14 protein-coding genes are annotated in these 12,500 nt (G+C 68.3%); 3 read left to right on the top strand and 11 right to left on the bottom strand.

What is annotated here, in order from left to right:
• Positions 1 to 2 precede the first annotated feature (2 nt).
• Positions 3 to 989, bottom strand: a complete 987-nt coding sequence (locus CJ010_RS00580) for a zinc-dependent alcohol dehydrogenase family protein (protein ID WP_141016230.1) — start codon at positions 987 to 989, stop codon at positions 3 to 5.
• 193 nt (positions 990 to 1,182) lie between these two features.
• Between CJ010_RS00580 and CJ010_RS00575 the strand changes: the two genes are divergently transcribed.
• Positions 1,183 to 2,061 carry a pirin family protein gene (locus CJ010_RS00575; protein WP_141016229.1) on the top strand — a complete coding sequence of 293 codons (879 nt, stop codon included), beginning with the start codon at positions 1,183 to 1,185 and terminating at the stop codon, positions 2,059 to 2,061.
• 12 nt (positions 2,062 to 2,073) lie between these two features.
• Here the strand turns inward: CJ010_RS00575 and dtd are convergent, their stop codons facing one another.
• Both dtd and CJ010_RS00565 read right to left on the bottom strand, forming a co-directional pair.
• Positions 2,074 to 2,529, bottom strand: coding sequence for a D-aminoacyl-tRNA deacylase (gene dtd / locus CJ010_RS00570; RefSeq protein WP_141016228.1), 456 nt, complete (start codon positions 2,527 to 2,529; stop codon positions 2,074 to 2,076).
• A gap of 74 nt (positions 2,530 to 2,603) precedes the next feature.
• Positions 2,604 to 3,788: a glycoside hydrolase family 2 TIM barrel-domain containing protein gene (locus CJ010_RS00565; RefSeq protein WP_371415718.1), complete on the bottom strand. Its 1,185-nt coding sequence runs from the start codon at positions 3,786 to 3,788 to the stop codon at positions 2,604 to 2,606.
• 151 nt (positions 3,789 to 3,939) lie between these two features.
• Here CJ010_RS00565 and CJ010_RS00560 point away from each other — a divergent pair, with 151 nt between their 5' ends.
• Positions 3,940 to 4,656, top strand: a complete 717-nt coding sequence (locus CJ010_RS00560; protein WP_141016226.1) for a queuosine precursor transporter — start codon at positions 3,940 to 3,942, stop codon at positions 4,654 to 4,656.
• Here the strand turns inward: CJ010_RS00560 and CJ010_RS00555 are convergent.
• The 8 genes from CJ010_RS00555 to def form a co-directional block, all read right to left on the bottom strand.
• Positions 4,611 to 5,540 carry a DMT family transporter gene (locus CJ010_RS00555; RefSeq protein ID WP_141016225.1) on the bottom strand — a complete coding sequence of 310 codons (930 nt, stop codon included), beginning with the start codon at positions 5,538 to 5,540 and terminating at the stop codon, positions 4,611 to 4,613. The two genes, CJ010_RS00560 and CJ010_RS00555, sit on opposite strands and share 46 nt — an antisense overlap.
• A 95-nt stretch (positions 5,541 to 5,635) precedes the next feature.
• Complete coding sequence (tpx, locus tag CJ010_RS00550) at positions 5,636 to 6,136, bottom strand: thiol peroxidase (protein WP_141016224.1); 501 nt, start codon at positions 6,134 to 6,136, stop codon at positions 5,636 to 5,638.
• Positions 6,137 to 6,188: 52 nt separating this feature from the next.
• Positions 6,189 to 7,067: a cache domain-containing protein gene (locus CJ010_RS00545; RefSeq protein ID WP_141016223.1), complete on the bottom strand. Its 879-nt coding sequence runs from the start codon at positions 7,065 to 7,067 to the stop codon at positions 6,189 to 6,191.
• 149 nt (positions 7,068 to 7,216) lie between these two features.
• Entirely contained in the window at positions 7,217 to 8,326 is a 1,110-nt protein-coding gene (locus tag CJ010_RS00540) for a transglutaminase family protein (protein ID WP_141016222.1), read from the bottom strand.
• Positions 8,323 to 8,847: a TlpA disulfide reductase family protein gene (locus CJ010_RS00535; RefSeq protein ID WP_141016221.1), complete on the bottom strand. Its 525-nt coding sequence runs from the start codon at positions 8,845 to 8,847 to the stop codon at positions 8,323 to 8,325. The genes CJ010_RS00540 and CJ010_RS00535 overlap by 4 nt, the downstream gene beginning before the upstream one ends.
• A 19-nt stretch (positions 8,848 to 8,866) precedes the next feature.
• The gene (gene htpX, locus CJ010_RS00530; RefSeq protein WP_141016220.1) at positions 8,867 to 9,709 is read right to left on the bottom strand and encodes a zinc metalloprotease HtpX; all 843 of its coding nucleotides are present in this window, start codon (positions 9,707 to 9,709) and stop codon (positions 8,867 to 8,869) included.
• A 61-nt stretch (positions 9,710 to 9,770) separates the two neighbouring features.
• Entirely contained in the window at positions 9,771 to 10,727 is a 957-nt protein-coding gene (fmt, locus tag CJ010_RS00525; RefSeq protein WP_141016219.1) for a methionyl-tRNA formyltransferase, read from the bottom strand.
• A 57-nt stretch (positions 10,728 to 10,784) separates the two neighbouring features.
• A complete protein-coding gene (def, locus tag CJ010_RS00520; RefSeq protein WP_141016218.1) occupies positions 10,785 to 11,288 on the bottom strand; it encodes a peptide deformylase in 504 nt (167 codons plus the stop codon).
• A gap of 185 nt (positions 11,289 to 11,473) precedes the next feature.
• Here def and CJ010_RS00515 point away from each other — a divergent pair, with 185 nt between their 5' ends.
• Complete coding sequence (locus CJ010_RS00515; protein WP_168224878.1) at positions 11,474 to 12,499, top strand: LysM peptidoglycan-binding domain-containing protein; 1,026 nt, start codon at positions 11,474 to 11,476, stop codon at positions 12,497 to 12,499.
• Position 12,500: the final 1 nt, after the last annotated feature.

Raw genomic sequence — 12,500 nt, 5'->3', positions numbered from 1 at the left:
GTTCAGCCTGGCACCAGCACCGCCGCCCCCTCGATCCGCCCCTGGCGCAGCGCCAGCAGCGCCTCGTTGGCCTGTTCCAGCGGATACAGCTGCACCTGGGTGCGCACCGGGCTGTCGGCGACGATGCGCAGGAAAGCCTCGCCGTCGGCGCGGGTCAGGTTGGCCACCGAGCGCAGCACCCGTTCGCCCCACAGCAGGTCGTAGGGAAAAGCGGGAATCTCGCTCATGTGGATGCCGGCGCAGACCACCGTACCGCCCTTTCTGACCTGGCGCAGCGCGGCCGGCACCAGTTCGCCGGCAGGGGCGAAGATCAGCGCCGCATCCAGCGGCACCGGCGGCGCATCGCCGCTGTTGCCGGCCCAGGCGGCGCCGAGGCGGCGAGCGAAATCCTGCCCGGCGAGATCGCCCTTGCGGGTGAAGGCGAAGAAGGGCCGGCGCTGGTGCACCAACACCTGGGCGATGATGTGGGCGGCCGCACCGAAGCCGTAGATGCCGACGCGATGCGCGTCGCCCGCCATCGCCAGCGCGCGGTAGCCGATCAGGCCAGCGCACAGCAGCGGCGCGAGGTCGGCCGCGGGCAGCGGATCGGGCAGGGCGAAGCAGTAGCGCTGGTCGGCCACGGTGTAGTCGGCATAGCCGCCATCCACCGTGTAGCCGGTGAAGCGCGCCGCATCGCACAGGTTTTCCTGGCCGGCGGTGCAGTAGCGGCAGGTGCCGCAGGTCCAGCCCAGCCAGGGCACGCCGACGCGCTGGCCGGGAGCGAAGGCGGTCACCCACTCGCCGACCTCGACCACCCGGCCGACGATCTCATGGCCCGGGATCACCGGCAGCTTCGGCCGGGGCAGTTCGCCATCGACCAGGTGCAGATCGGTGCGGCACACCCCGCAGGCTTCCACCTGGAGCAGGATCTGCCCGGTGCCGGGTTGCGGGACCGGCCGTTCTTCCAGCCGCAGCGGTTGCCGCGGCGCATCGAGCACCATCGCACGCATCTCGCTCTCCCTTTTCCGGGCCTGCGCATCGGGCATGACGCGACGCAGAAAACCTTACGCTGCGCCCGCTTGCCGGGCAAGCGCCATGATGCGGTGGCGAAAGCGCCTGCCAGCGGCCATAGTGGATCAAACCGTCCCCGCGCCGGGCGACCATCCGCCCCGGCCCCCTACCCGGTCCGCAAAGGAGGCTGCCATGCCCGACATGCTCATCGAGCCGCGCCGTGCCGATCTCGGCCACGGCCTGGTGGTGCAGCGCATCCTGCCGTATTCGAAACGGCGGATGATCGGCCCCTTCATCTTCCTCGACCACGCCGGCCCGGTGCAGTTGCCGCCGGCACTCGCCCGCCTGGCCGACGTGCGCCCGCATCCGCACATCGGGCTGTCGACGGTGAGCTACCTGCTGGGCGGCGAGATCACCCACCGCGACAGCCTGGGCGTGGAGCAGGCGATACGGCCGGGCGAGGTGAACTGGATGACAGCGGGCAGCGGCATCTCCCACTCCGAGCGCTTCGAAAGCCCCGATGCCTTCGCCGGCCGCGGGCTGGAACTGCTGCAATCCTGGGTGGCGCTGCCGGTCGAGCACGAAGAAGCGCCGCCGGCCTTCGACAACTACCCGGCCGCCGCGCTGCCGACGGCGCAGGAGGGCGGCCTGTGGCTGCGGCTGATCGCGGGCACCGCGTTCGGGCTGAGCAGCCCAGTGCGCACCCATTCACCGCTGTTCTACCTGCATGTGGTGCTGCAGCCGGGCGCGGCGATCGCCCCACCGCAAGGCTACCCCGAACGGGCTGCCTATCTGGTGAGCGGCCGCGTCGCGATCGGCGACGAAGTCTTCGAACCGGGCCGCATGCTGGTATTCGGCAAGACGGAAATGCCGACACTACGGGCACTCGACACCGCCACCGTGATGCTGCTGGGCGGCGAACCGGTGGGCGAACGCCACATCTGGTGGAACTTCGTGTCCTCGCGCAAGGAGCGCATCGAGCAGGCCAAGGCCGACTGGCGCGCCGGCCGCATCGCGCTGCCGCCCAACGACAGCGCCGAATTCATCCCGCTGCCGGAAACCCAGGCTTAGATAGCGCCCGCCTCAGCCCGCACCCGCCGGCGCGATGCGCAACGGTATCGTCACCGGCCCGTCATTGACCAGCTCGACCTGCATCATGGCGCCGAAGCGGCCGCTGGCCACCGTCGCATGGGCAGCCTGCGCCTGCGCGACGAAATGCTCGTAGAGCGCGCGGCCGTCGTCCGGTGCGGCGGCATTGGTGAAGCTGGGGCGGTTGCCGCCTGCGGTGTCGGCCGCCAGGGTGAACTGGCTGACCACCAGCAGGCCGCCGCCGACATCCTGCAGCGAGCGGTTCATGCGCCCCGCCTCGTCGGCGAAGATGCGCAGCTTGAGCATCTTCGCGAGCAGCTTGTCCGCCTCCGCCTTGCCGTCGCCGCGCTCGGCGCACACCAGCGCGAGCAGGCCGGCGCCAATCTCGCCTACGGTTTCACCATCGATCACCACCCGTGCGCATGCGACGCGCTGCAACAAGGCCAACATGCCGAAAGTGCTCCCGCTGTCCGAACGGACGGCAAGGCTACGCAGCCCCGCCTACGCTGGCAAGGACGACGTCCCTAGCGCACCAGGAAGGGCAGGTTGGCGGTCGCAACCTTGCCGTGGCGATCGCGCACGGTGATGAACAGCCGGTAGGCGCCGGGCTGCCGAGGGCCGGTGAAGCGCACGCCGGCGGCATCGGCATGACGGATGACGACAGGAACGCGCGGCGGCGACGTCTCGGCGTCGCCGCCCTTCCTCAGGTCGGTGGCTTCGGCCAGCACCTTCCATTCGGTGACGAGCGGCGAGCCGTCGTGGGCGACGGCATCGACTCCGGCGGAAATCTCGGCGCCCGGCGCGAACACGTCGGCGGCAATGCCGATGCCGCGTATCACCGGTGCCGGCGCTGCCACCGGCCGCCCCCACGCAGCGGCAAGCGCATCGCTCATCGCGGTCGGGCTGCCGTCGGCCAGCAGCAGACCGTGCCAGGTTTCGGTCTGCTCCTGCTTGGCGCCCCACAGGAAGGGAAAAACGCCGGCAATCTGCGGCTGGCCGCGCAGGAAGCCGAGCGCGTCGCGGAAGAACACCGCCTTCTGGCTGCTGGTGAGCTCCACCGGCGCGCCCCAGGGCTTGCGCCCGGCCTGCCACTGGCCGAGCGGACCGAGTTCGCTCACCACCACCGGCTTGGCGATGCCGGCATCTGACAGCCGCTGCGGCAGGTCGAACACCGCGCCGGCATAGACATTGATGCCCAGCATGTCGACATTGGCGCAGCAGTCGGCAAGCTGCTTGAGTTGATCCATGCCGGTGTCCGCCACCACCATCAGCGTGGGATGCCCGGGGTCGGCCGCCTTGACCACGCCGGCCAGCCTGTCGATCACCTTCCACACCGCGAGATGGTCGGGCGTGCCGGTTTCGACCTCATTGCCCACACCCCACGCGAGCAGCGCCGGATGGTCGCGGTAGCGCAGCACGAAAGCGCGCAGCGCCCGCTCGTGCGCACGCAGCGTGGCCTCTTCATCCAGCCGCACGCCGTGGCGCGGATGGCCGACCCACAGGCCCATCACCACCTTGAGGCCCAGCTGATGCGCCGCGTCCAGCACCCAGGCGTCGGATTCGCGATAGACGCGGATCACCCTGGCGCCGGCCTGCGCCAGCCTTTCCAGTGCGGCACGGTCGCCCTCGAAGGCCGCACCCTGCCATTGCGACGCCGCCGCTGCGGTGGCGGCGAGCGACAAGGCCGTAGCAGCGACCATGCGGCGCATCCCGGAAAACGACATGACTTGCTCCCTGCGAAGAACGAGCGTTTGTGACCGGGCCGGCCCGCAGACGTTCGCCCGCGTTGAATCTTGCCGCCGGCACTGCGACACTGGCATGGCTGCTGCACCGCGGCAAGCCGCCCCCAACGGAACCCACATGGACACGACCACGCAGCCGGCACGGCAGTATCGCTACTACGAATTCGTGATGGCCGCCTTCGTCGCCGTCTATCTCTGCTCCAACCTCATCGGCCCGGCCAAGGCGGCACAGATCGAACTGCCGCTGATCGGCGCGGTGACCTTCGGCGCCGGCGTGCTGTTCTTCCCCATCTCCTACATCTTCGGCGACATCCTCACCGAGGTGTACGGCTACGCCCGCGCCCGCCGGGTGATCTGGGCCGGCTTCGGTGCAATGGTATTCGCCTCGGTGATGGCCTGGGTGGTGGTGCAGCTGCCGCCGGCGCCGGGCTGGCAGAACCAGGCAGCCTACGAGATCGCCTATGGGTCGACCTGGCGCATCGTGGCGGCCTCGCTGATCGCCTTCTTCTGCGGCGAATTCGTCAATTCCTTCATCCTCGCCAAGATGAAGATCTGGACCGAGGGCCGCCACCTGTGGACCCGCACGATAGGTTCGACGATCTTCGGCGAGGGCGTAGACTCGCTGCTCTTCTATCCGCTGGCGTTCTGGAACTCGGGCCTGATACCCAACGAGCTGCTGCCGGCCATCATGCTCGGCCAGTTCGTCTCCAAGGTGATGGTGGAGGTCGTCTTCACCCCTGTGACCTATCGCATCGTGGCTTTCCTCAAGCACGCCGAGCGCGAGGACTACTACGACCGCGAAACCGACTTCACGCCTTTCTCCATCAAGCCCTGAGCCGGGGCCCGCCCGGCACGCCGCGGCAGCAGGGTGGCGCCGAGCGCGAGCAGGATCAGCCCGGCGGCGACCAGGTCCTGCGGATAGGGGCGTTCGCCGGTGATCCACATCGCCGACCCCAGCCCGACCACCGGAATCATCATGATGGACAGCCCGCTCGCCACCGGCGGCAGACTGCGCGCGATAGAGAACCAGATGATCTGCGCGGCGGCGGCATTGATGACGATGCTGTAGCCGAGCACGCCCCACATCGCCGGGCTGAACGAGAAGTCCGGCAGCGGTTCGGTCAGCCCCGCGACCAGCCACAGCACCGGCACCGCCAGTGCCAGCATCCACACCGTCAACGCCTCGGTCGGCACCGCGGCAGGCAGGCGCTTCAACAGCAGGGTGCCGGTGGCCCAGGAGGCCGCGGCGGCCAGCATCCAGGCGGTGCCAGCGGGCTTGCCCGAGATCGCGCCGAGTTCGTGCCACAGCAGCAGCGTCACCGCGCCGGCAGCACAGGCGGTGGCGAGCCACAGCCGGGAATTCATTTTTTCGCGGAAGAACAGCACACCGAGCAGCACCGTCCAGATCGGCATGGTGAAGCCGAGGATGGCAGCGCGGCCGGACGCCAACGCCTGCACGCCGAAGATGGAAAAGCCGTGCCACATCAGGATATTGGGCAAGGCCAGCAGCGCCACCCGGCCGAACTGGGCACGCGGCACGCGCAGGCGGGCACCCTGGCTGCGATACCAGGCGACCAGCAGAGCCAGCCCGCCGGTCAAGGTCAGCGCGCGGAAGTAGAGCGGCGTCATGTCGCGCATCGCGAGCTTCATGACAGGCCAATTGACGCCCCAGAACAGGGTCAACAGCGCGAGCGCCAGCAGTTTGCGGGCAGGGACCACATCCGTCTCCGGCAAAAAGGAAAACCGCGACGGACCTTGCGATCCGTCGCGGTGCAAGCGGCATTGCGGGCGAAGCGCCCGCCGCCGAGGGCGTCTTACTTCAGCGCGGCGAGCGCGGCCGAATAGTCCGGCTCGTCCTTGATCTCCGGCACGAGCTGGGCGTGCAGCACCTTGTCGCTCTCGTCGAGCACCACCACCGCGCGCGCAGTGAGGCCGGCGAGCGGGCCGGAGCTGATCGCCACGCCGTAGTCGCGGGCGAAGGCCGGGTTGCGGAAGGTGGACAGGGTCTGCACGTTGTCCAGGCCTTCGGTGGCGCAGAAGCGCTTGGCGGCGAAGGGCAGGTCGGCCGACACCACCAGCACCACGGTGTTGGCCAGGCTGCCGGCCTCGGCGTTGAACTTGCGCGTGGAAGTAGCGCAGGTCGGCGTGTCGAGGCTGGGAACGATGTTCAGCACCTTGCGCTTGCCGGCAAAGGCTTCCAGGCCGACATCGGCGAGATCGCCGGCGGTGAGCTTGAGTGCGGGTGCAGCCTCGCCCGGCTGCGGAAAACGACCGGCAAGCGAAATCGCGTTGCCGCCCAGGGTCACGGTGGTCATGGGCATATCTCCTCTGTAGGGGTGCGTGCCGCCGGGCTCTGAGGGGCTCCGGTCAGCGCGTGTAGTAGCCTACACCAAGCAGCTTGCCGTCGACCGCACGGAAGTAGGTGTGCTTGCTTTCCAGCTTGGCGGTGGTGGGGTTATGCCAGGCGTAATCGAGTTCGCCGCCGCCCTTCTTCCTGGCGACGCTGATCATGTCGGTGATCACCGCCTTGCCTTTGGGGTCGCGCAGTTCGCGGCCGTCGCGACCGACCAGGGCGGGGGTGGCGCCGTGGGCGAGAAAGCGGCCGTCCGCCATATCGACCACGAAGACGTAGAGATCGTCCTGGATGTAGCGGCCGCCGACCTTCTGGAACTCGGCCAGCGCAGCCTTGCCGTCCTTCGCCAGCATCGCCGCGGCCTCGTCCAGCATGGACTTGGCCTGGGCAGCCGTGGCCCTCGGGGCGTAGAAGCCGACCGCGACGATGACGTCGCCGACCTTGCGGAACAGCGTCACCTTGGGTTCCTCGCGCTGGTCGGCGGGATTGAGCCAGCGGTACTCGACCCTGCCTTCGCCCTTGGCCGCGGCCATTTCCAGCATCTCGCGGAAGAAGGGCTTGCCGGCGGCGTCGGTGGTGGCGTTGACGTTCTGCCCGATCAAGGCCGCGGACGAGCCGCCGCTGGCGAGGAAACGGCCGTCGGCCGCCACCGCATAGACGTAGAGATCGCGATCGACATAGGGCCCCTGGCGGCTGAAATCGGCCAGTCCCGCCTCACCTTTCTCCTGGACATGCTTTACCGCGCGGTCGAGCAGCCTGGCGGCGCGCTTCTCGTCCCAGCGTTCCGACAGGCGTGCCGGCTCGGCGGCATGGAGCGGGAGCGGCTGGAACAAAGCGGCGCCGCAGCTGATGGCGAGGACAAGGCCGAGGGCACGGCGGAGCGGGAAGGGCATGATCAGTCTCCTGTCTTTTTGAACGAATGTACAAAAAGATAGAAACTTTTGCCCGCCTTGTCGAGTGCCGCATTGCATGCCGGCAAGCTGCCCCGCAACCATCGGCGATTTCTCGGATATCTGGCCCCGCCTCACGAGGCCGGACGGGTTCAGGCGTAGGCCAGTTCGCGCGCCGTGAGCGTGTAGCGGAAGGCGTCCGGATCGAGGCTGTCGAAACGCCCCTTGGGATTCTCGCCCTGCGGATACATCAGGAAGGGCACCGCCGCGCCGTCACTGCCGGGCAGGCGCAGGTCGTGGGCGACGTTGTAGGCCAGCCAGTTCATCTCCCAGGCGCCGAAGAGCTGCTTGCGCGCCGCCGCGACCTTGCCGTCGTCGAGCGCAAGGTTGCCCGGCGGTTCTTCCAGCACGACCTTGCGCACGTCGGCCGGATCCACCGGCACCCAGCCGAAGCGCGCCAGGAAGACTTCGGCACGGCAATGCTGGGCCTTGGAGATGTTGCCGCTCTTGCCCAGGCTCTTGTAGCCGAAGCGCGAGTCGGCGACGCGCACGCCATAGACGTCGCGCGCCGGCAGGCCGGCGGCACGGGCGAGACCGACGTAGAGCGCGTTGAGGTCGGCGCACTTGCCCGACAGGTTGCCGGTTTCCAGCATGGACTTGATGTCGCCGATGCCGCAGCCGCGCGTCTTGGGGTTGCGGAAGGTGTTGTCCACCACCCAGTCGTAGATCGCGCGCGCCTTGTCCTCGTCGGTCCTGGCGCCGGCGGTGATCTGCAGCGCGGTTTCGCGCACGATGCCGTCGGTGGGCAGCAGCTCGGTGGCGCGGGTGTAGAGCGCCTGTTCGTCGGCCGACAAGGCCAGTGGCCGTGCCGCCGGGCGGCTGAAATCGACCGCACGGTCGCGGGTTGCGAAGCGGCTGACGATCTCGAGCTCCGGCACCGCGGTGCCGGCGGCCCATTCGGCGTAGAGCATGGCCGCACCGTATTCCGGATCGCGCATCACCCGCATCAGGCTTGCATTGCCCTGCCAGATGTTGCCCATTGGCCGGAACCAGTCACTCTCTTCAGTGAAGGGCAGCGGCACCCAGGCGCGCACCAGACCATCGGCCTGTACCGGTTCGACATGGGTGGTGACCTCGAACTGGCGCCAGCCGGACGCGGGATTGGGCGCAAACAGCGGCGCGGCGTCGGCGGCACGTGCCCAGGTGGGCAGGGCCAGGCCAGCGGCCAGGGCGGAGGTCTTGAGGAAGTCGCGGCGTTTCACGGTTTCTTTCCTTTCGGTAAGGATGCGGATTCGGGTCTGGCCAGGGCACGCAGCCTGGCCTTGAGTTCCGGCGCGCGCCAGTCGGCCTCGCCGCGCAAGCGGTAGCGCGGGCGGTGGGCGGCGTCGAGCACGTAGGTGGTGGGCAGCATGCGCGCGCTCCACGCACGCGCGATCGCCTGGTCGGGATCGGCGATCACCACCACATTGTCGAGCAGGTAGTCGTCGAGGAAGCGCCGGGTATCTGCGGCGCGGTCGGCCACGGCGACGGTGACGAGCGCGATGCCCGCTTCCTGCTCGTCGAGTTCGACCAGCGCCGGCATCTCGTCGCGGCAGGGCTCGCACCAGCTCGCCCAGAAATTGATCAGCACCGCCTTGCCTTGCAGCTTGCCGAGTTCCGCCTGCAGCGCGGGCGGCGTCGGCGGCAGGCTGTCGAGCGGTTCGAGGTCAACGGCAAACGCGCTTGCCGGCATCAAGCACACGGCAAGCGCGTCGAGCAGCAGACGCCGGAAGCGCGGCGTCATCGCGAAACGGCCACGGCGATCATCGCATCGCGCGCAGGCGGGCGACGCGCTCCTCGGTCGAGGGGTGGGTGGAGAACAAGCTGCGCAGGCCGCCGCCGGAGAGCGGGTTCATGATCATCATCTGCGCCGTCTCCGGATGTGCATCCGCGGTATGCATCGGAATGCCGCGGGCATAGGCGTCGATCTTCGCAAGCGCGCCGGCGAGTGCCTGCGGATCGCCGGAGATTTCCGCACCGCCGCGGTCGGCACCGAACTCGCGGGTGCGGCTGATCGCCATCTGGATCAGCATGCCGGCGATGGGCGCGAGGATCATCACCGCGATCGAAACGATGGGGTTGGGGCGGTCCTCGCCGTCACGCGAACCACCGAAGAACATGCCGAAGTTGGCGAGCATCGAGATCGCACCGGCCACGGTGGCCGAGATCGTCGAGATCAGGATGTCGCGGTTCTTCACATGGGCAAGTTCGTGCGCCATGACGCCGCGCAGTTCGCGCTCGGACAGCATGCGCATGATCCCGGTGGTGGCGGCGACCGCGGCGTTGTCAGGGTTGCGCCCGGTGGCAAAGGCGTTGGGCTGGTCCTCGTCGATGATGTAGACCTTGGGCATCGGCAGCTGCGCGCGGTGGGCGAGTTCGCGCACCATGTTGTAGAGGTAGGGCGAGGTGGTCTCGTCGACCTGGCGGGCGTTGTACATCTTCAACACCGCCTTATCGGAGAACCAGTAGGCCCAGAAATTCATCGCACCGCCGACCACCAGCGCGATCAGCATGCCCTGCTGGCCGCCGATGGCTGCGCCCATCGCGCCGAACAGCGCGACGATGCCGGCCATCAGTATCGAAGTCTTGATCCAGTTTCCGAACATGAGTCGTAATCCTTGCTAGTTGAGTCTCTTGCACCGCAGATGGGGGCCACGGCCCGCCATTTCAATCGGCCTGCAGCCCGCCCGTTGCGAACCGCTCACCGGCACAGACCGGGAATCCGCGCAGGAATTCCCCCACCGCCATGCGCCGGCTGCCGGGGCGCTGCAACTCGACGAGACGGAGCGCCTGGTCGCCGCAGGCCACGATGACGCTGGTGTCGTCGACCGCCAGCACCGTGCCGGGTTCGCCACTGCGGGCCACGACCTCGGCCGACCAGACCTTGATCACGGTGTCGCGCAGCGTGCCGGTGGCGACAGGGAAAGGATTGAAGGCGCGGATCGCACACTCGATCTGCCGCGCCGGCCGCGACCAGGCGATGGCCGCCTCGCCGCGGCTGATCTTGCTGGCGTAGGTCACGCCTTCGGCCGGCTGCGCCACCGGCTGCAGGGCGCCCGCCGGCAGCTGCGCGAGCGCCTCGACGACACACGCCGCGCCCAGGGTCGCGAGCTTGTCGTGCAGGCTTGCGGTGGTATCGGCGGCGGCGATGGGGATCGCCCGGCGCAGCAGCATGGCACCGGTGTCCAGACCTTCGTCCATCTGCATGATGGTGATGCCGGTCTCGCTGTCGCCGGCCTCGATCGCACGATGAATGGGCGCCGCACCACGCCAGCGCGGCAGCAGCGAGGCGTGGATGTTGATGCAACCCAGGCGCGGCAGCGTGAGCACCGCCTGCGGCAGGATCAGGCCATAGGCAGCGACCACCAGCACGTCGGGCGCACAGGCGGCCAGGCGCCGGCGCTGGTCCTCGGTGCGCAGCTTCTCCGGCTGGTCGACCTCGATGCCGCGCGCCAGCGCGACCTGCTTGACCGGGCTGGCCGTCAGCTTCATGCCGCGGCCGGCCGGCCGGTCGGGTTGGGTGAGGACGAGCGGCACGTCGTAGCCGGCGTCGAGGATGGCTTCGAGCGCGCAGGCGGCAAATTCGGGCGTGCCGGCAAAGGCAACGCGTAGGGGAGCTGGCATCGGCAGGGCGGGAAAGGATGGAACAGGACGGGGCGGCAAGGCAGCCGCCCGTGGAGATCAGGCGGTGATGCGCGCCTTCTTGGCGAGCCGGGTCTTGATGCGGCCGAGCTTGAGCGGCGACAGGTATTCGACGAAGACCTTGCCGTCGAGATGATCGATCTCGTGCTGGATACACACCGCCAGCAGCCCTTCGGCCTCGAGCTCGAAGGGCCGTCCGTCGCGGCCGAGGGCACGCACCCGCACACGTTCGGCACGGGTGACCTTCTCGTACACGCCGGGCACGGACAGGCAGCCTTCCTCGCACACCTGCTCACCCGAGCGCTCGAGGATTTCCGGATTGATGAAGGCGGTCAGCCCGCTCTTATCCTCGGACACGTCGATGACCACGATGCGGCGATGAACGTCCACCTGGGTCGCGGCCAGGCCGATGCCCGGCGCCTCGTACATCGTCTCGGCCATGTCGTCGATGAGCTTGCGGATGACGTCATCGACCTCGTCGACCGGCGCAGCGCGCTTGTGAAGGCGGGGATCGGGGTAGCGAAGGATAGGTAGGAGAGCCATAAATGCTTGCCGGGTTAAGCCTTTAAGTGCAGAATTTCAAGCGATTTGACATGCATGCCCATGTGCTGCGCCGGGCAGGGAAGCCGGTATCGTCGAGTTTGTTGCCGAACTCCGCGATTCGACCCCCGTCGGCCGGCGGCGTTCCGGGATGGCGCGAGCCTTCCCGCACCAACCGGAAGCGAGCAATGATCCGAATTATATTCCCTCTCATCGTCAGCATCGCGACCCTGTTTGCCGGAGCCGCCGTCGCACAGGGCGTGCAACTCGCCGACGATGCACCCGACTCCTACACCGTGGTGAAGGGGGACACCCTGTGGGGCATCTCCGGCCGCTTCCTCAAGCAGCCGTGGCGCTGGCCGGAAGTCTGGCGCTTCAATCGCGACCAGATCCGCAACCCCCACCTGATCTACCCCGGCCAGGTCATCCTGCTGGATCGCAGTGGCCCGTGGCTGACCGTCGGGCGCCGTGTGGGCGTGCGCGACGAGAAGCTCTTCCCGCAGGTGTATACCGATAGCGGCCATGCGGTTCCTAGCATTCCGCTGCACATCATCGACCCCTTCCTGACCCAGCCGCTGATCGTCGACCAGGCACGCCTGGCCGGTTCGGCCACGGTCATCGCCACCGACACCAGCCGTGTGTATACCGGCACCGGCGACAGCGTCTTCGCCAAGAACGTGCGCGAGGGTGTAGCCAACTGGCAGATCTATCGCCCGACCCGCCCGCTGGAAGACCCGCTGACCCACGAGATCCTCGGCTACGAAGCGCAGTACCTCGGCAGCGCCCGCGTCACCGAACACGGCAACCCGAGCACGCTGGAAATCGTCAACGCCAACGAGGAAATCGGCGTCGGCGACCTGATGATGCCGACCGAACCGCCCACCGTGTTCTCCTACGCCCCGCACGCGCCGGAACAGGCGGTCGAGGGTCGCCTGGTGTCGATCTACCGTGGCGTCAGCGAAACCGGCCGACTCAACGTGGTGGCGCTCAGCGCCGGTACCCAGGCCGGCGTCGAACGCGGCCATGTGCTGGCGCTTTACCGCAACCGCGGCGTCGCCGAGTACAAGGACGAGGATGGCCGCGAGTCCTTCCAGTTGCCGGAAAAACGCTACGGCCTGGTTTTCGTGTTCCGCGTCTTCGACAAGGTCTCCTACGGCCTGGTGATGGAAACCGAAGGCCCGGTGGCAATCGGCGACAGCGTCCGCAAGCCCTGAG

The organism is Azoarcus sp. DD4 (assembly GCF_006496635.1).
Classification (GTDB): Bacteria; Pseudomonadota; Gammaproteobacteria; order Burkholderiales; family Rhodocyclaceae; genus Azoarcus.
The sequence above is the reverse complement of the archived record's forward strand: the minus strand, read 5'-3'. Positions and strand labels throughout refer to the sequence as shown.